This window comes from Streptococcus mutans, from assembly GCF_006739205.1.
In the GTDB taxonomy this organism is placed as follows: Bacteria; Bacillota; Bacilli; order Lactobacillales; family Streptococcaceae; genus Streptococcus; species Streptococcus mutans.
Map to the genome: position 1 here is coordinate 917783 of NZ_AP019720.1, position 19509 is coordinate 937291.

15 protein-coding genes, 3 tRNA genes and 1 other RNA gene are annotated in these 19509 nt (G+C 36.6%); 15 read left to right on the forward strand and 4 right to left on the reverse strand.

Going from position 1 to position 19509, the window contains the following annotated elements; all coding sequences use genetic code 11:
* The first annotated feature begins 293 nt into the window (after positions 1-293).
* From parC to FNL60_RS04820, 7 genes are all read left to right on the forward strand, one after another.
* The gene (gene parC / locus FNL60_RS04790) at positions 294-2750 is read left to right on the forward strand and encodes a DNA topoisomerase IV subunit A (protein ID WP_002279652.1); all 2457 of its coding nucleotides are present in this window, start codon (positions 294-296) and stop codon (positions 2748-2750) included.
* 212 nt (positions 2751-2962) lie between these two features.
* On the forward strand, positions 2963-4018 hold the full coding sequence (locus FNL60_RS04795) for a branched-chain amino acid aminotransferase (RefSeq protein WP_226718624.1): 1056 nt from the start codon (positions 2963-2965) through the stop codon (positions 4016-4018).
* 64 nt (positions 4019-4082) lie between these two features.
* The gene (locus FNL60_RS04800) at positions 4083-4313 is read left to right on the forward strand and encodes a DUF2969 family protein (protein WP_002268586.1); all 231 of its coding nucleotides are present in this window, start codon (positions 4083-4085) and stop codon (positions 4311-4313) included.
* A 59-nt stretch (positions 4314-4372) separates the two neighbouring features.
* Positions 4373-4453: transfer RNA gene (locus FNL60_RS04805), tRNA-Tyr, on the forward strand.
* A gap of 156 nt (positions 4454-4609) precedes the next feature.
* A tRNA-Gln gene (locus FNL60_RS04810) sits at positions 4610-4681 on the forward strand.
* 132 nt (positions 4682-4813) lie between these two features.
* Complete coding sequence (gene rpsA, locus FNL60_RS04815; RefSeq protein ID WP_002280278.1) at positions 4814-6013, forward strand: 30S ribosomal protein S1; 1200 nt, start codon at positions 4814-4816, stop codon at positions 6011-6013.
* A 138-nt stretch (positions 6014-6151) separates the two neighbouring features.
* Positions 6152-6223 (forward strand) — tRNA-Arg (locus FNL60_RS04820).
* Positions 6224-6518: 295 nt separating this feature from the next.
* On the opposite strand, the gene FNL60_RS04825 is transcribed toward FNL60_RS04820, so the two are convergent.
* Positions 6519-7133, reverse strand: a complete 615-nt coding sequence (locus tag FNL60_RS04825) for a TVP38/TMEM64 family protein (RefSeq protein ID WP_002266815.1) — start codon at positions 7131-7133, stop codon at positions 6519-6521.
* Positions 7134-7212: 79 nt separating this feature from the next.
* Here FNL60_RS04825 and ssrA point away from each other — a divergent pair.
* Both ssrA and FNL60_RS04835 read left to right on the forward strand, forming a co-directional pair.
* Positions 7213-7561: a transfer-messenger RNA gene (gene ssrA, locus FNL60_RS04830) on the forward strand.
* A gap of 45 nt (positions 7562-7606) precedes the next feature.
* On the forward strand, positions 7607-8227 hold the full coding sequence (locus FNL60_RS04835) for a DUF3862 domain-containing protein (protein ID WP_018110204.1): 621 nt from the start codon (positions 7607-7609) through the stop codon (positions 8225-8227).
* A 52-nt stretch (positions 8228-8279) separates the two neighbouring features.
* Here the strand turns inward: FNL60_RS04835 and FNL60_RS04840 are convergent, their stop codons facing one another.
* Genes FNL60_RS04840 through stsR form a run of 3 tightly spaced genes read right to left on the reverse strand, consistent with a single transcriptional unit; the run spans position 8280 to position 10183 of the window.
* Positions 8280-9098, reverse strand: a complete 819-nt coding sequence (locus tag FNL60_RS04840; protein ID WP_002264461.1) for a hypothetical protein — start codon at positions 9096-9098, stop codon at positions 8280-8282.
* A 9-nt stretch (positions 9099-9107) separates the two neighbouring features.
* Positions 9108-9815 carry an ABC transporter ATP-binding protein gene (locus FNL60_RS04845; RefSeq protein WP_002262157.1) on the reverse strand — a complete coding sequence of 236 codons (708 nt, stop codon included), beginning with the start codon at positions 9813-9815 and terminating at the stop codon, positions 9108-9110.
* Positions 9812-10183 carry a GntR family transcriptional regulator StsR gene (stsR, locus tag FNL60_RS04850; RefSeq protein WP_002262158.1) on the reverse strand — a complete coding sequence of 124 codons (372 nt, stop codon included), beginning with the start codon at positions 10181-10183 and terminating at the stop codon, positions 9812-9814. Before stsR ends, FNL60_RS04845 begins: the two co-directional genes overlap by 4 nt.
* A 177-nt stretch (positions 10184-10360) precedes the next feature.
* Between stsR and FNL60_RS04855 the strand changes: the two genes are divergently transcribed.
* From FNL60_RS04855 to glmS, 6 genes are all read left to right on the forward strand, one after another.
* Positions 10361-13465: a DNA polymerase III subunit alpha gene (locus tag FNL60_RS04855; protein WP_002280132.1), complete on the forward strand. Its 3105-nt coding sequence runs from the start codon at positions 10361-10363 to the stop codon at positions 13463-13465.
* A gap of 82 nt (positions 13466-13547) precedes the next feature.
* Positions 13548-14561, forward strand: coding sequence for a 6-phosphofructokinase (pfkA, locus tag FNL60_RS04860; protein WP_002262160.1), 1014 nt, complete (start codon positions 13548-13550; stop codon positions 14559-14561).
* Positions 14562-14634: 73 nt separating this feature from the next.
* On the forward strand, positions 14635-16137 hold the full coding sequence (pyk, locus tag FNL60_RS04865; RefSeq protein ID WP_002262161.1) for a pyruvate kinase: 1503 nt from the start codon (positions 14635-14637) through the stop codon (positions 16135-16137).
* Positions 16138-16424: 287 nt separating this feature from the next.
* Positions 16425-16667 carry a GlsB/YeaQ/YmgE family stress response membrane protein gene (locus tag FNL60_RS04870; protein ID WP_002310292.1) on the forward strand — a complete coding sequence of 81 codons (243 nt, stop codon included), beginning with the start codon at positions 16425-16427 and terminating at the stop codon, positions 16665-16667.
* A 78-nt stretch (positions 16668-16745) separates the two neighbouring features.
* Entirely contained in the window at positions 16746-17300 is a 555-nt protein-coding gene (gene lepB, locus FNL60_RS04875; protein WP_002262163.1) for a signal peptidase I, read from the forward strand.
* A 172-nt stretch (positions 17301-17472) separates the two neighbouring features.
* Complete coding sequence (gene glmS / locus FNL60_RS04880; protein ID WP_002280133.1) at positions 17473-19287, forward strand: glutamine--fructose-6-phosphate transaminase (isomerizing); 1815 nt, start codon at positions 17473-17475, stop codon at positions 19285-19287.
* The last annotated feature ends 222 nt before the right edge of the window (positions 19288-19509 follow it).

A 19509-nucleotide genomic window follows, 5' to 3' on the forward strand; every position in this document is an offset into this window, starting at 1 on the left:
GCTATAATAAAAAGTTATTTAGTCACTTGAGGGAATTCAAAAAATTTTAGACATTAGAATGAGTCATGGAGTGGTGTAGATGTTCTCTGGTGCCTCCATCACTTAGGAAAGTCTTACAAAATTTAGAAAAAAAAATAAGAAAGGAAAGTTCAGTTGATTCTTTAAAACTGAACACGGGACTAAATGTCTAGGAAAAAAGATAAATCTTCCTAGATGCTGAAGCATCTTCGTCAGATTTCCTATTTTTCTACGAAATTTTTCGGCAAGCCGAAACGTCCCTTTGTATCTTAATTATGTCCAATATTCAAATCATGTCCCTTGAGGACATCATGGGAGAGCGTTTCGGTCGTTACTCCAAATACATCATTCAAGAACGGGCTTTGCCAGATATTCGCGATGGTCTCAAGCCCGTACAGCGCCGTATTCTTTATTCTATGAATAAAGATGGCAATACATATGATAAAGGTTACCGTAAATCAGCTAAGTCTGTCGGTAATGTTATGGGGAATTTCCACCCGCACGGGGATTCTTCAATTTATGATGCCATGGTTCGTATGAGTCAGGATTGGAAGAACCGCGAAACCCTGATTGAAATGCACGGGAACAACGGTTCTATGGACGGTGATCCGCCAGCAGCCATGCGTTATACAGAAGCGCGCCTATCAGAGATTGCAGATTATTTGCTCCAAGATATTGACAAGAATACGGTAGCTTGGGCTTGGAACTTTGATGATACCGAAAAAGAACCAACTGTTTTGCCAGCGGCCTTTCCTAATCTCTTGGTCAATGGTGCAACAGGGATTTCTGCGGGTTATGCGACCGATATTCCACCGCACAATTTAGCAGAAGTAATTGATACAGTTGTCTATCTTATTGATCACCCATCAGCTAAGCTCGATAAACTCATGGAATTTCTACCTGGACCCGATTTTCCAACAGGAGCCATTATTCAAGGTAAAGATGAAATTCGCAAAGCTTACGAAACAGGTAAAGGACGCGTTGTTGTTCGCTCTCGCACTGAAATTGAAAATCTTAAGGGTGGGAAGAAGCAGATTGTAGCGACAGAGATTCCTTATGAAGTCAATAAAGCAGCTCTAGTTAAGAAAATTGATGATGTTCGTCTTAACAATAAGGTTCCTGGAATTGCCGAAGTTCGTGACGAATCTGACCGTGAGGGTCTGCGCATTGCTATCGAGCTCAAGAAAGATGCTGATGAGCAAACGATTCTAAATTATCTTTTTAAATACACCGATTTGCAAATCAACTATAATTTTAATATGGTGGCTATCGATAATTATACGCCGCGGCAAGTTGGCATTATTCCAATGTTAACGAGCTATATCGCCCATCGTAAAGACATTATTGTTGCACGTTCTAAATTTGACAAGGAAAAAGCCGAAAAACGTCTCCATATTGTTGAAGGGCTTATTCGTGTTATTTCCATCCTGGACGAGGTCATTGCACTTATTCGAGCTTCGGAAAATAAAGCTGATGCCAAGGAAAATCTTAAGATTAGCTATGACTTTTCAGAAGAACAGGCAGAGGCTATTGTCACCTTGCAACTGTATCGTTTGACCAATACCGATATTGTTACTTTGGAAAATGAAGAAGCTGAATTGCGTGAACGTATTACAACTCTCAATGCTATTATTGGTGATGAGCGCACCATGTATAATGTTATGAAGCGTGAACTGCGTGAAGTCAAAAAGAAATTTGGCAATCCACGTTTGAGTGAATTACAGGCTGAGACACAAACCATTGAAATTGACACAGCCAGTCTGATTGTGGAAGAAGAAACCTATGTCAGTGTCACACGCGGCGGTTATATTAAACGAACAAGTCCACGTTCCTTTAATGCTTCAACAGTTGAAGAACTCGGTAAGCGTGATGATGATGATGTCATCTTCATTCAGAATGCTAAGACCACACAAGAACTGCTGATTTTTACTAATTTAGGCAATGTTATTTATCGGCCGATTCATGAATTAGCTGATATCCGCTGGAAGGAAATCGGTGAGCACCTCAGCCAAAACATTACCAATTTTGCAACGGATGAAGAAATTCTTTATGTTGATTTAGTGGATCATTTTGAAGAAGGTACCTATTATGCTGCAACTCGTCTGGGGCAAATTAAACGGTTTGAACGTCGTGATTTGACACCTTGGCGGAGTTATAAGTCTAAAGCAGTCAAATATGCTAAATTAAAAGGTAATGACGATCAAGTTATCAGAATTTCACCAATTAAATTAGATGATGTGATGCTAATTACTGCTAGAGGCTATGCGCTTCGTTTCAATATTGAAGAAGTACCTATTGTCGGTCCTAAAGCAGCAGGGGTTAAGGCTATTAACCTCAAAGAGGGGGATTCTTTGGCTGCTGCCTTTATTGCCAATACGGATAGTATTTATATTTTGACACAAAGAGGTAGTCTCAAACGGATGTCAACCAATCTTATCCCAGTGACTAGCCGTGCTAAACGTGGGCTTCAAGTACTTCGTGAGCTTAAGAGTAAACCTCATCGTGTTTTTGCGGCAGGACCAGTCTTTTCCGAAGCAGCAGGGGAGATTGACCTATTTACCACTGTAGGTGAACAAGGACAAGAAGAAATTCTAGAAATTCAATCGCAAAGTTTAGAAAAATACGAAGTTAATCTGGCTGAACTCTCGCTATCAGAACGGACTAGCAACGGTTCCTTTATCTCAGATACTATCTCTGATCAAGGAGTCTATGCAGCAAAAATCAAAATTTAAGATAACATTTCTTACAAAAAGACAGGAGTCATTAAACAATAGATAAGGTTTGTTATTTTTTAAGGAAACAGATTGAAAGATGGAGAAAAACATAGGATAGAAAGTCATACTTACATAGTTGTACGACTTTTTATTCTGCTCCATTTTATCTTTTAAAGAAATTTTCAGAATTTTATGAAAAAATACTTGAAAATTCTAGCAAAAAGCGTACAATAGAAAAAAACGAGGAAAGAGGTATTAAAATGACAGTAGATTTAGATTGGAAAAATTTAGGATTTGAATATCACAAACTTCCATTTCGCTATATTTCTTACTACAAAGATGGGAAATGGGATGACGGTAAACTGACAGAAGATGCGACTCTCCACATTTCTGAAAGCTCACCAGCTCTTCATTATGGGCAAGAAGCTTTTGAAGGTTTGAAAGCCTACCGCACAAAAGATGGATCTGTTCAGCTTTTCCGTCCTAATATGAATGCTGAGCGCTTACAACGTACAGCTGATCGTCTCTTGATGCCGCAAGTGCCAACTGACAAATTCATTGATGCTGCCAAACAAGTCGTTCGTGCCAATGAAGAGTATGTTCCACCATATGGTACAGGGGCAACGCTTTATCTTCGCCCACTTTTGATTGGTGTCGGCGATGTGATCGGTGTTCATCCAGCTGATGAATATATCTTTACCATCTTTGCTATGCCAGTAGGTAACTACTTTAAAGGTGGTTTGGCTCCGACGAATTTTCTTATTCAAGATGATTATGACCGCGCTGCGCCACATGGCACAGGAGCTGCCAAAGTTGGCGGGAACTACGCGGCGAGTCTTTTGCCAGGTAAGGTTGCTCATGAATGCCAGTTTTCAGATGTTATTTATCTTGATCCAGCAACGCATACCAAGATTGAAGAAGTCGGTTCAGCTAACTTCTTTGGTATCACTAAAGATAATGAGTTTATTACACCTCTTAGTCCGTCCATTCTTCCTTCTGTTACCAAATATTCTCTGCTTTATTTAGCTGAACATCGTTTCGGCATGAAAGCCATTGAAGGCGATGTCTGCGTAGATGAATTAGATAAATTTGTTGAAGCAGGAGCCTGCGGTACAGCAGCTGTTATCTCACCAATCGGAGGTGTACAGCATGGTGATGATTTCCATGTCTTTTACAGTGAAACGGAAGTTGGTCCTGTAACGCATAAATTGTATGATGAGTTAACAGGTATCCAATTCGGCGATGTTAAAGCACCAGAGGGCTGGATATATAAAGTTGATGACTAAATAATTAGCGAGCTTGCTCTTGCAAGCTTTTATTTTTTTGTGTAAAATACTTGAGAGGTAAGTTATGCGTAAAAAAGATAAGAAGATTGAAATTCAAATAAGTGACAAGCAAGTTGAGGCAAATGGGACAAAAATGGTCGGTTATCAATTAACAATTGGAAACAAACTTGTAGGTGAGATTGCTGAGATTGATGACAAGTTTGCTGTTATCAAAAATGCTGCAGTTGTTGATTTCCATAAAAATTTAGAAACTGCTGTTGAAGCTATCATTCAAACCTATAATTTGAATCACTAAAAATAGAAAAACGCTTGATTTTAGCAGGAGATTATGATAAACTAGTTTTTGTTGTCACTGGAAGGGTAGCGAAGAGGCTAAACGCGGCGGACTGTAAATCCGCTCCTTCGGGTTCGGGGGTTCGAATCCCTCCCCTTCCATACTCAGGATACAAAGATTGTTAAAAAATCCGTATGAAAATAGAAAACTAATGAACCGTTGTTTACAACGCTAGGAAGTTTATCTTTTTCACTAGGATTTTAGGTTGTGTTCAACTTAGTTTTGCCAATTATTCTTGAGTCTGTATTATTTAATTTTGGGGTATAGCCAAGCGGTAAGGCAAGGGACTTTGACTCCCTCATGCGTTGGTTCGAATCCAGCTACCCCAGTCAGAGGTATTAGACCAAGTCTAAGACCGTCAGAGATATGCGTCTAGTTGTTTGTCCTTGCGGGATACCTTGTGAAATATATTGTTATCAAGAGATAAAGAGGGTTTATTTCTTGTCGGAGGTTTTTTTAGAATGAATGAATTTGAAGATTTGCTAAACAGTGTTAGTGAAGTAAATCCAGGCGACGTTGTGACTGCAGAAGTCTTAACTGTAGATGGAGAACAAGCAAACCTTGTTATTGACGGGACAGGTGTTGAAGCTGTATTGACACTTCGCGAATTGACCAATGATCGTAATGCTGACATTAATGACTTTGTCAAAGCTGGTGATAAAGTCGAGGTGCTTGTTCTTCGCCAAGTTGTTGGTAAAGATACTGATACAGTAACTTTCCTTGTCTCTAAAAAACGCCTAGAAGCTCGCAAGGCTTGGGACAAACTTGTTGGTCGTGAAGGTGACGTTGTGACTGTTAAGGGCACACGTGCTGTTAAGGGTGGACTTTCTGTTGAATTTGAAGGACTTCGTGGTTTTATTCCAGCTTCAATGATTGATACCCGTTTTGTTCGCAATACTGAAAAATTTGTTGGTCAGCAATTCGAAGCAAAAATCAAAGAAATTGATCCTTCAGAAAATCGCTTTATCCTTTCTCGTCGTGATGTGGTTGAAGCTGCAGCTGCAAAGGCGCGTGAGGAAGTCTTCTCAAGACTTGCTGTTGGTGATATCGTGACTGGTACTGTTGCTCGTTTGACAAGTTTTGGTGCTTTTATTGACCTTGGTGGTGTTGACGGACTTATTCATATTACTGAATTATCGCATGAACGTAATGTTTCACCAAAATCAGTCGTCACTGTTGGTGAAGAAATTCAAGTGAAGGTGCTTGCTATTGATGAAGAAGCAGGCCGAGTTTCACTGTCTCTTAAAGCAACAACTCCTGGACCATGGGATGGTGTTGAACAAAAACTTGCCGCTGGTGATGTTATCGAAGGCAAAGTAAAACGCTTGACAGACTTTGGCGCTTTTGTTGAAGTTCTTCCAGGTATTGATGGTTTGGTTCATATTTCACAAATTTCACACAAACGTGTCGAAAATCCAAAGGATGTTCTTTCAGTCGGTCAAGATGTTACTGTCAAAGTTCTTGATGTTAATACTGCTGATGAACGTGTCTCACTTTCCATCAAAGCGCTTGAAGAACGTCCAGCTCAGGACGAAAGCAATGGAGAAAAACGTCAATCTCGTCCTCGTCGTCAAAAACGTCAAGATAAACGTGACTACGAACTTCCAGAAACTCAAACTGGATTCTCAATGGCTGACTTGTTTGGTGATATTGAATTATAATCTATAATCAATGGGTAGAAATTGAATTTTATTCCCTTCTAAATCTTAAAAAAGATTTAGAAGGGTTTTTATATTTCAAGGAAATTTTCATACATTTACAGCTAAATTAATGAAACTATGGTATAATTATTGTGTTACCCACCTTTAGTGTAATGGATATCACGTAAGATTCCGGTTCTTGAGATGGGGGTTCGATTCCCTCAAGGTGGATTAGGTAAAGATGAAAGCGGTGCTTTTACAAAAAGTAGTTTTGATACCCGATTTTTGCAGACTTATTATTAGTTAACATCAAAAGTAAGAACATTAATCTTATTTGTTACTAAATAGATTTTAAAACTATTATGTTTATCGACTATGTGACAAGAGAAGCATAAGCTAACTACTGCCTTTCGGTTGAGATTATCCAAACAGAAGTTTAGAAATATTTTTATTGCCGTTTTTGCTTTTACTTTAACTAACTTAAAGTTTTGATGATTATAAAAAAAGCAGTCTATCAAAGCTGCTTTTACTTATGAAATAAAAATTCTAGTAACTTACTACCGTATATCCAGAAATAACTATAACAAATAATAGACAATGGTTTGGTGATGACCATAATAGCAGTGAAGCGCTTAAGACTCATGCTTGTTAAACCAGTAATCATTACCATAATATCAGCAGGCGACACAGGAGAAAGCATACAAAAAATGAATAGTTTTTCATAAGTATCACTTTCCAGTTTGGCTTCGTATTTGAAAAAAGTATCTTCTTTCATAAAAAGCAAAATAAACTTACGACCTAACCACTTTACCAGAAGGAAGAGTAAGACACTCCCAATAATAATACCGATGTAATTTAAAATGAAACCAAGCCAAGTACCAAAAATAAGAAAACCAGCAACAGTAGTGACGCCGCCTGGGATAACAGGGAAAACAATTTGGAAAATCTGAACGAGAATAAAGATTAAAGGACCTAAAACTTTGTGATGGTGTACAAGATCCTTCAAAGCGTTGCTGTCATTTAAAATGCCTAATTTATAAAACCAGATAACTAAAATGACTGAAGCAATTAAGGCTAAAATTCCTAAAGCCTGAATGATTTTTTGCATTAAAATATAACGTTTGCTTAATTTCACTTTCATAGTATTATGATACCATATCTAAAATATTTTTTGCTATTTTTCCTTTATTTTGCTATACTATTTTCACACAATATGTACTGGGGTCGTTACGGATTCGACAGGCATTATGAGACCTATTTTGCGACTCATCTAGCGGATGTAAAACGCCAGTTAAATATAACTGCAAAAAATACAAATTCTTACGCAGTAGCTGCCTAAAAACCAGCCTGTGTGATCAATAACAAATTGCTTGTGTTTGTTGATTGGTCTTATTGTTAACAAGCTACGTTAGAACTGAGTCAGGCTGTTCTAAAAGAGTTCTACTGACTCGCATCGTTAGAGTTTGAGTTATGTATTGTAACGGTGTTAAATAAACACATAACCTATAGTTGTAGACAAATGGGTTAGCAGATGTTTGGACGTGGGTTCGACTCCCACCGGCTCCATTAAACGCATAAGCGTTTTTTTATTTAAAGTTTATGTTTAAAGGGAAGATGAGTATGAAAAGAACAAAGAATTGGCTTTTAGTGTTTTTAACAGTGACTTTCTGTTTTCTAATGCTAGGCTGTCAATCTAAAGAAGACAAAGAGGGAGGGACCAAGCCTTCTAATGAGGCCGCATTAACAAAAACAGAAAACTTAGATTTTCGTTTAAGTTTCAATAAAATCAAAGTGACAACTGATCAGAATCATTTTTCTGGTGGAACAAGTATTGAACAGTTGAAACAATGGTTTGGTGACCCAAATAAAAGTGAGCAAAGAAATGCAGGAAACATCACTTTAGATAGCTATACCTGGGTGAAAGATGGTGCTGTTATTAATGCCCAATTGTATAAGAATAGTACTGTGGCACGTTCAATTTCCAATTTTTCTTTCAGTAGAGAGGCTAAAATTGGCAAAGAAGATTATGATGAACTGAAAATCGGTGAATCTTATAAAAAGATTGTTGAAAAATTGGGTGAACCAGATGTGCTGTCCCAGTCAATGTCATCAGACAAAGAAGAAATGCAGACTGTCTGGTCTAGTGGCATAAAAACAAAGTCATCTTCGGCAACTATTGAACTCTATTTTGAAAATGGTCTTCTAAAAAATAAAACACAAAAAGATTTGGAATAATAAGGAATACTAGAGCATAAAAACTTTTTGATATTATCCTCTAGTATTTTTATTATTGGATATTCAGTTTATTTTTGATAATATAATGTGTGCCAAAATAGAAAACGAGACCATAGACAATTAGAAGAATAATATTTAAGGTGAGATGGTAACAGTCTAGAAAACTGTTATTCGTACTCATTAAACTAATAAAACCGTTATTGCCAGTTCCAATAAGAATATTTAAAGTGCTGCGAACAAAGCTAATAAGGAAATAAAAACCGAAAGCTAGTAGACCGCGGTAATCTTGAAACAGTTGTCCTAATGCGATAGCGAAGTAAATTTCTAAGATACTGGTAGTTATCCCTAACAAAAAAGAAAGAATAGCTAATATAACTTCAGGCTTGGTTAGAATGTTAACAGCTTGTGACAAAGTTTCTGTGAAATAAGTTAAAAAAGGCCCTATAGTAAGCGATGGAAGGATTAATAAGAAAAAACTAAGGATGAAAATCAAACCACTACAAATCGTGCAAATAAAAGCAACAAACAGTTTAGTTAAGAGAGTCTTATGTGTGGAAACTGGCAGGGTTAACGTAAGGTAGCCTTCTCTTCCAAAAATATTATTGTAAAATCGGCGAATAATAATTAGCAGTGTTGCGATAAAAATAGCAATAAAAATAGCTAACAATAAGGAAAATAAAATAAAAGCTAGAATTCCTTGTGATCTTGAATAAAAATTAGTACTGTAGCTAGAATTAGATAACTTAGAGGCTTTAAGATTAGCTCTGATCCAAATACCGGCAGCTAAAGAAATGAAAGCAGCTAGTCCATATAGACCGAAAAACCAAATTCCAACTGATTTAAATTCATATTTTAATAACTTTCCAAACATTTTCTCCTCCTAGGCTCTAAATTTCTCTCTAAAAATGTGATCGATTGATTGTGCGTATTGTTCACGCAAATCATCTACATTTTCTTGTAAAACAATCTTTCCTTGGTTGATAAAAATAACTTCATCTAAAACCTGCTCAATATCCGAAATTAAATGAGTTGAAATAAGAACAGATGCATCTTCTGAGTAGTTATTAATAATTGTTTTTAAAATATAATCACGTGCAGCTGGATCAACACCACCAATGGGTTCATCCAAAATGTAAAGTTTTGCTTTGCGACTCATAACCAGAATAAGCTGAACCTTTTCCTTGTTTCCTTTAGAAAGATTTTTTAATTTTTCGCTTTGAGCAATGGCTAAATCTTCCAGTAATTGTTCGGCTTTTTGCCTATCAAAATCAACATAGAAATCTTCAAATAGTTTTAAAATGTCATGGACCTTCATTTTATCACTTAAATAGCTGGTATCGGGAAGATAGGAAATGAGCGATTTTGTTTCAGGACAAGGTCTGAGTCCGTTAATCACAATTTCACCTGCAGTAGGTTGTAACAGTCCATTAGCTAATTTAATCAGTGTCGTCTTACCGCTTCCATTTGGTCCCAACAGTCCAATTATTTTACCTTTTGGTAATTTTAAAGAAATATCATCAAGAGCTAGCTTGTTTCCAAACTTCTTAGTAATATGATGTAATTGTAATAAGGGCAGTTGTTCTGTCATTTCGTCTCTCCTTTAATATATTGGTCCAGTATAGTAGTTAAACGATCTTTGCTAAAGCCAATTGTTGTCATCTTGTTGATAAAGTCTTCAAGTTCTGTTTGAGCTAACTTGTGTCTTTCTTCTTCAATTAACTGCTGGTCCTTTGTCACGAAACGTCCCGAAGTTCTAACTGAAAAGACCATCCCTTCTTGTTCAAGTGATGTAAAAGCACGTTGCATAGTATTAGGATTTACGCCAGCTTCTTCTGCTAAATCTCTAACTGTGGCTAGTTGTTGGCCGGGTTTGATTTCTTGACTGATAATTTGCATTTTGATATGATTGGCAATTTGAAGATAAATAGGGGATTTCTCATTAAATTTCCAAGCCATTTTTTCTCCTTTCTAAAGTGCAGTGTATAATTGTGTTATATATATAATACAATTATAGTAAAATATTGTCAAGTGGTAAATTTAGACTGATGAGATTTAGTAGAATTAAATGAAAGAGTAAGAGGATTTTAAGGATTTGTAGTATAATAAAAGTAAGTAGATCTTAAGGAGACAGAAGTGTTTGCACAATTAGATACTAAAACCGTTTATAGTTTTATGGATAGCCTGATTGACTTAAAATCTTATATTAAGAAAGCTAAGGAGATGGGCTATTCGCATATTGGTATTATGGATAGAGATAATCTCTACGGAGCTTTTCATTTTATAAAAGAAGCTCAAAAAGAAAAACTAGTCCCTATTCTTGGTCTTGAACTGGATTTATTTTTATCTGATGATTTGACGACCGTATGTTTTATTGCTCAAAATACAATTGGCTACCACAATCTCTTAAAAATTTCGACAGCCAAGATGACAGGTCAACAGCTTTTCTCTGATATTGAAGAATTTATGGATGGTCTTGCTATAATTGTTCCTTATTTTGAAGGAATTGATCAAATGGATTTTCCCTTTTCTTTTTATATTGGCGTCAGAAAAGATACTCCTCAGCTGGATTTTAAAAGGGACATTTTACCTTTACATACAGTACGTTATTATGATAATGATGATACAGAGACCTTACAAATATTACATGCTATTAGAGATAATCTTCCTTTAAGGGAAGTGCCTCCTGTTTCTAAAGATCAGTATCTGTTTTCTCAGGAAGAGATGGAACAAATTTTTGAGGAACGTTTTCCACAGAGCTTGTTAAATTTAGAAAAGTTGGTCGCCAATGTTTCTTATCAGTTTGATACTGATTTGAAATTGCCTCGTTTTAGTCGAGATAAACCTGCTGTTGTGGAATTAAAAGAATTAGCGCAAAAGGGACTTATAGAAAAAAAACTTTTGAGTGATGACTATCAAAAGCGATTATCTGATGAATTGGCTGTCATTCATCAAATGGGCTTTGATGATTATTTTTTGATTGTCTGGGACTTACTGCGCTTTGGCCGTTCCCAGCATTATTATATGGGAATGGGACGTGGTTCTGCAGCAGGGAGTCTTGTGGCTTATGCCCTTGATATTACAGGTATTGATCCTGTTAAGAATGATTTACTTTTTGAGCGTTTTCTTAATGAGGAACGCTACAGCATGCCAGATATTGATATTGATCTTCCTGATATTTATCGGAGTCAGTTTTTAAATTATGTCCGTGATCGTTATGGTTCAACACATTCAGCACAAATTGTGACCTTTTCGACCTTTGGTGCCAGACAGGCAATTCGTGATGTTTTTAAGCGTTTTGGAGCGACTGAATATGAACTCAGTCAAATCACTAAAAAAATTAGTTTTCGTGATAATTTGACAAGTGTTTATGACAAAAAGATTGCTTTTCGCCAACTCATTAATAGTAAATTCGAATATCAGCGTGCGTTCGAAATTGCGAAAAAAATTGAAGGAAATCCTCGTCAAACTTCCATTCATGCGGCTGGAATTGTGATGAGTGATGATAATTTAACAGATCACATTCCTCTCAAAACAGGTGAAGAAATGATGATCACGCAATATGATGCTCCAGCTGTTGAAGCTAATGGTCTTTTAAAAATGGACTTTCTCGGACTGCGTAATCTTACTTTTATTCAAAAAATGCAGGAAAAAGTAGCACAAGATTATGGCCGTGCCATAGATATCAGAGCTATTGATTTAGAAGATAAAGAGACCTTAGCACTTTTTGCCGCTGGAGATACCAAAGGCATTTTTCAGTTTGAAGCAGCCGGAGCTATCAATCTTTTGAAAAGAATTAAACCTTCTCGTTTTGAAGAAGTTGTTGCAACTACCAGTCTCAATCGTCCCGGTGCTAGTGATTATACTGAAAATTTTATTCGCCGAAAATATGGGCAAGAAGAAGTGGATTTGATTGATTCATCAATTGCTTCTATTTTAAAATCGACTTATGGTATTATGCTTTATCAGGAACAAGTGATGCAAATTGCTCAGATTTTTGCTGGTTTTACATTAGGGAAAGCTGATTTATTACGCCGTGCTATGTCAAAAAAAAATACTGTTGAAATGCAAAAAATGGAAAAAGATTTTTTGCAGGGTGCTGATCAGTTAGGACGAGATCTAAAAGTTGCCCAAGACTTGTTTGCAAGAATGGCTAAGTTTGCTGGTTATGGCTTTAATCGCAGTCATGCCTACGCATACTCAGCTTTAGCATTCCAAATGGCTTATTTCAAAGTACACTATCCAGCGGTGTTCTTTGATGTCATGTTAAATTACTCTAGCGGTGATTATCTCAGCAATGCTTTAGAGACTCATTTTAAATTAGGACCTTTGTCCATTAATACGATTCCTTATTCTGATAAAATTAGTCATGGTCAGATTTACTTGGGTTTAAAAAACATCAAGGGTTTAAATCGTGATTTTGCCTATTGGATTATTGGAAACCGTCCTTTTTCTAGTATTGAAGATTTTTTAATCAGAATACCCGAAAAGTATCAGAAAACTGAGATTATCACTCCTTTAATTCAAGTAGGCCTTTTTGATCAGTTTGATAAAAACCGCCAGAAAATCGTTGTCAATCTAGAACACCTTTTTACTTTTGTCAATGAATTAGGGAGTTTGTTTGCTGATTCTTCCTATAATTGGATAGAAGCGCAAGATTATACCAATGCTGAAAAATATCAGCTGGAACAAGATATCATTGGTGCAGGAGTTAGTCCGCATCCTCTAATAGAAATTGCAAAGCATTCCAGCAGACATTTAATTGCTCTAACTGACCTCGTTGAAGGAAATGAAGCTACCATATTAGCTCAAATTGAGTCCATTAGAATTATTCGAACGAAATCCAGAGGCGAGCAAATGGCTTTTCTAAGTGTGACAGATACTAAGAAGAAATTGAATATCACTCTTTTTCCAGAGACTTATCAAAAGTACAAAAATTTCTTAACAGAAAAAACGATTTATTATTTTACTGGGAAAATACAGGAGCGTGATAATCAATTGCAAATGATTTTACATCAATTAGACTCTGCCTCAACAGAAAAATGCTGGATTAAGTTACAAAATCATGATTGTGATAGAGAGATATCAGAAATTTTAGCAGCTTACCCTGGAAATATTCCAGTAGTTTTACATTACTCAAATACTAAAGAAACTTTCCAAAGCAGCCGCTATTTTGTCGCTAAGGATCCAGAATTGCAGGAAAAGTTGGCTTATTATGCTCTGAAAACGCTTTTTCAATAAAAAGTATGTTCAGAAACTAAACATTTTACCTAGGTTGTGCTATAATAATAACGTTAATTTAAATAAAGGAGTATCAAGCAAAATGAAACGTATTGCTGTTTTGACCAGTGGTGGAGACGCTCCTGGTATGAATGCTGCCGTTCGTGCAGTCGTTCGTAAAGCAATTTCTGAAGGAATGGAAGTTTGCGGAATCAATCGTGGTTATGCTGGTATGGTCGAAGGAGATATCTTCCCGCTTGACGCTAAAGGTGTATCAAACATCCTTTCTCGTGGAGGGACATTTCTCCAGTCCGCACGTTACCCTGAATTTGCAAAGCTTGAAGGGCAATTAAAGGGTATCGAGCAACTCAAAAAGCATGGCATTGAAGGAGTCGTTGTTATAGGTGGCGATGGTTCTTATCATGGTGCGATGCGCTTGACTGAGCATGGTTTTCCTGCTGTCGGTCTTCCGGGTACAATTGATAACGATATCGTAGGAACTGATTATACAATTGGTTTTGATACTGCAGTAAACACTGCTACGGATGCACTTGATAAAATTCGTGATACCTCATTTAGTCACGGCAGAACTTTTGTTGTTGAGGTTATGGGACGTAATGCAGGAGATATTGCTCTTTGGTCTGGTATTGCTGCCGGTGCTGACCAAATTATTATTCCTGAAGAGCCCTATGATATTAAAGAGGTTGTCGCCAATGTGAAAAATGGCTATCTTAGTAAGTCTAAAAACCACCATCTCATTGTTCTTGCCGAAGGCGTTATGCATGGTGAAGAGTTTGCTGCTCAGATGAAGGAAGCAGGAGATAACAGTGATCTTCGTGTTACCAACCTTGGGCATATCCTGCGCGGTGGTGCACCAACTCCTCGTGATCGTGTGATTGCTTCATGGATGGGAGCCCATGCCGTTGAATTGCTCAGGGAAGGAAAAGGCGGTCTTGCCATTGGTATTCAAAATGAGGAGTTGGTTGAGCATCCAATTCTTGGATCTGCGGAAGACGGTGCACTCTTTAGTTTAACAGAACAAGGTGAGATCGTTGTAAATAATCCGCATAAAGCACGTCTTGATTTTGCTGCTTTGAATCGTGATTTGTCCAACTAAGCATGATTAAGGTCGGTTAGATTATAAGTTTTTAACAGTCAATTGTTGATTTAAATAAGGGAGTTTCATAAAAATGAATAAACGCGTAAAAATTGTTGCAACTTTAGGTCCAGCGGTAGAAATCCGTGGTGGTAAAAAATTTGGTGAAGATGGCTATTGGGGTGAAAAGCTTGATGTTGAAGCTTCAGCAGCAAAAATTGCTGAATTGATTACAGAAGGAGCCAATGTTTTTCGTTTTAACTTTTCACATGGTGACCATGCTGAGCAAGGTGAACGTATGGCGACTGTACGTCGCGCGGAAGAATTGGCACGTCAAAAGGTTGGATTCCTTCTTGATACTAAAGGACCTGAAATGCGTACAGAATTGTTTGCAGATGGTGTCAAAGAATATGAATATAAGACTGGTGATAAACTTCGTATAGCAACTAAACAAGGCATTGAATCAACTAAGGATGTCATTGCTTTAAATGTTGCAGGCGGTCTTGATATTTATGATGATGTTGCTGTCGGTCAGACTATTCTTATTGATGATGGGAAACTTGGCCTTACAGTAACCGCTAAAGATATTACGACTCGCGAGTTTGAAGTAACCGTTGAAAATGATGGTATTATTGCTAAACAAAAAGGTGTCAATATTCCTAATACTAAAATTCCTTTCCCAGCACTTGCTGAGCGTGATAATGCAGATATTCGCTTTGGTTTGGAACAAGGTCTTAACTTTATTGCTATTTCTTTTGTTCGTACTGCTAAGGATGTTAATGAAGTTCGTCAAATTTGTAAAGAAACAGGCAACGAGCACGTAAAACTTTTTGCTAAAATTGAAAATCAACAAGGTATTGATAACATTGATGAAATCATTGATGCAGCTGATGGTATCATGATTGCTCGCGGTGACATGGGTATTGAAGTGCCGTTTGAAATGGTTCCAGTATATCAAAAAATGATTATCACGAAAGTTAATGCAGCAGGGAAGTCAGCTATCACAGCAACAAATATGCTTGAAACAATGACTGACAAACCACGTGCAACACGTTCGGAAGTCTCTGATGTCTTTAATGCTGTCATTGATGGTACTGATGCAACAATGCTTTCTGGTGAATCAGCTAATGGTAAGTATCCAGTTGAAGCTGTTCGTACCATGGCAACAATTGATAAGAATGCTCAAACACTTCTTAATGAATATGGCCGTTTGAATTCAGATAATTTGCCACGTACCAACAAGACTGAAGTTGTCGCTTCAGCTGTTAAAGATGCGACTAAATCAATGGATATTAAATTGGTTGTTACAATTACAGAATCTGGTAACACAGCTCGTTTAATTTCAAAATACCGTCCGGATGCAGATATCTTAGCTTTAACATTTGATGAAAAAGTCCAAAAATCATTGATGATTAACTGGGGAGTTATTCCAATCTTAACAGAAAAACCTGCATCTACTGATGATATGTTTGAAATTGCAGAAAAAGCAGCTCTTAAATCAGGTTTGGTAGAGTCTGGTGACAACATCGTTATTGTTGCTGGTGTACCGGTTGGATCTGGTGGTACCAATACTATGCGTGTTCGTACCGTTCAATAAAATGAATTTAAGTTTAAGTGTGAAAGACTTTCAATCTTTTACACTTTTTATTTTTAATATGATTGAGATATGGAAGCTTTTCTTATCGCATTGATTGATATATTCTTAGTCGTATTTTGCTCAACTTTTGTTGCGTTCTGAGCTTACTTTATTCTACTTTAGTATTAAAGACAAACCCAAAAACCTGTAGTTATAATGACCATTTTTAGTTTCTACCACCTTTTTCTTGGCATTTCTTCGTTTTATTGTTAGACTAGATATAATCTTATAAAGAAAGGTAAGAAATTATGGGATTACTTTGGTCACTAATAGTAGGAGCACTTATTGGAGCAATTGCAGGTGCTATTACGAATAGAGGAAAAGCAATGGGTTGCATTGCTAATATTTTTGCAGGATTAGTTGGTTCTTGGGCAGGTCAAGCTTTGTTTGGCAGTTGGGGACCTAGTTTAGCTGGTATGGCTCTTCTTCCGTCTATTCTGGGAGCAGTAATTGTGGTAGCTGTTATTTCCTTCTTTTTTGGTGAAAATTAAGGAATACTTATGATAAGTCTTGCTTTTTTTCTTCTTTAAAAAATGCTATAATAAGACCAATAAATTAAGGAGAAATGAATGGTTAAACGTGACTTTATCAGAAATATTCTTCTGGTTCTGCTAGCAGTTCTTGCTTTGCTTTTATTAAGAGTGTTTGTCTTTTCAAACTATCGGGTAAGGCAAGCAGATGCTAATAACTTTTTGAAATCGGGAGATCTCGTTACGATCACAAAGAATGAAAAGCCTAATTATAAGGATTTTGTTGTCTATAAGGTTGCTGGTAAGGATCGTATTGGCCGTATTATTGGTAAACCAAAAGATAGTGTTACTTATATGGATGATATTTTTTACCTTAATCATAAGGCTGAAGACCAATCTTATATTAATGATTTAAAAAATAAATATCATACAAAAAATGGAGAAAATCTTTTTACTTCTGATTTTTCAATTTCTAGTATTACAAAGGGAAAATACCAAAAAATTCCTAAGGGGCAATACTTGATTTTAAATGATAATCGGACAAATAAGAAAGATAGCCGAACATTTGGTTTAATTAAGAAATCTCAAATTAAAGGAGTTGTCACTTTTAGGATTTTGCCGCTCAAGAAATTTGGATTTGTTTCGAAAGAGTAGTACAGCTACTCTTTTTTTAAATGTCAAAAAGACTATACCAATTTTCTTGTTGACTTTATTTAAATAAAGTTATATACTGGTTTTGTTGAATTTTGGCTGTCTTATTAGACTATACCAATTATAAAAAATTAAGGAGGAAGCAGTAAGGTTTTCTTACTACTAATGAAGAATTATGTGTGGTATTGTAGGTGTTGTCGGCAATCGTAATGCAACCGATATCCTAATGCAAGGATTGGAAAAATTGGAATATAGAGGTTATGATTCGGCAGGAATATATGTTATTAATCAACCTGAAAATGGACGTTTAATTAAATCAGTAGGACGAATTGCTGATTTGCGAGCTAAGATTGGTATTGATGTTGCTGGTTCTACAGGGATTGGTCATACACGTTGGGCAACCCATGGACAAGCGACGGAGGAAAATGCTCATCCACATGCATCGGCTACAGGTCGTCTTGTCTTGGTTCACAATGGTGTCATTGAAAATTATCTCCAAATTAAAGAAAATTATTTGGCAGGACATAACTTGAAAGGTGAAACAGACACAGAAATTGCAGTTCATTTGATCGGTCAATTTGTGACAGATGGTTTGTCTGTACTTGAAGCTTTCAAGAAGGCCTTGCATATCATTGAAGGTTCTTATGCCTTTGCTTTGATTGATTCGCAAAATCCAGATACTATCTATGTGGCTAAAAATAAATCACCACTTCTAATCGGTTTAGGTGAAGGCTATAATATGGTTTGTTCAGATGCTATGGCTATGATTCGTGAAACCAATCAATTTATGGAAATTCATGATAAAGAACTTGTTGTTTTAACAAAAGATACGGCTCAAGTATCAGATTATGATGGCAATCCTGTTGAACGTCAAGCATATACAGCAGAACTTGATTTATCAGATATTGGTAAAGGAACCTATCCTTACTACATGCTTAAAGAAATTGATGAACAGCCAACAGTTATGCGTAAATTGATTTCAACTTATGCTGATGAAAATGGTAAGTTAACAGTTGATCCTGCTATTGTGAAATCTGTTCAAGAAGCTGATCGCATCTATATTTTAGCTGCCGGAACATCTTATAATGCCGGTTTTGCCTCAAAATCAATGATTGAGACCTTGACCGATACGCCTGTTGAATTAGGGATTGCATCGGAATGGGGCTATAACATGCCATTATTGAGTAAAAAGCCAATGTTCATCTTGTTAAGTCAGTCTGGAGAAACAGCTGATAGTCGTCAGGTCTTGGTTAAGGCTAATGTCATGGGAGTTCCAAGTTTGACAATCACAAATGTTCCTGGATCAACCTTGTCACGTGAAGCAACTTATACCATGTTACTACATGCTGGACCTGAAATTGCTGTGGCATCAACCAAGGCTTATACAGCGCAAATTGCTGCCCTTGCTTTCCTTTCAAAAGCAGTTGGAGAAGCCAATGGTAAAAAAGAAGCGCTAGAATTTGACTTGGTACATGAATTATCCATTGTCGCTCAGTCTATTGAAGCTAGTCTTTCGGAGCGAGAAGTTATTGAAAAGAAGGTTGCTAATCTTTTAGCAACATCACGTAATGCTTTTTATATTGGTCGTGGTAATGACTATTATGTGGCTATGGAAGCATCACTCAAATTAAAAGAAATTTCATATATTCAATGTGAAGGCTTTGCTGCTGGAGAATTAAAACATGGAACCATTTCCCTTATTGAAGAGGGTACACCTGTTCTTGCCTTGATTTCATCTAGTGAGACTGTTGCTGCTCATACGCGCGGAAATATCCAAGAAGTTGCTGCTCGAGGTGCCAATGTCTTAACTGTTGTTGAAGAAGGTTTAAATAAGGAAGAAGATGATGTGGTTGTCAATCAAGTCCATCCTTATCTTTCAAGTATTTCAATGGTTATTCCAACGCAATTGATCGCATACTATGCCTCACTTCAACGTGGTCTTGATGTTGATAAACCACGTAATTTGGCTAAAGCTGTTACTGTTGAATAGAACTAAATCTTAAACCAAAGAAAAATCTACTTGATTTTTCTTTGGTTTTTTTGGGCTGTTTTAAAATGTTGAGACATTCAGTTTGAAGTTTAAAAGGAAACTTGAGGAATGCTGCTGCTTTTTTTCGTCTCTATTACCTAAGGAAACTGTTAAAAAAGTTATATATGCAAGTTTTTAACATGAGAAAAATATTAGTGATAAAAAAGTCAGTCTTAGTCAGGC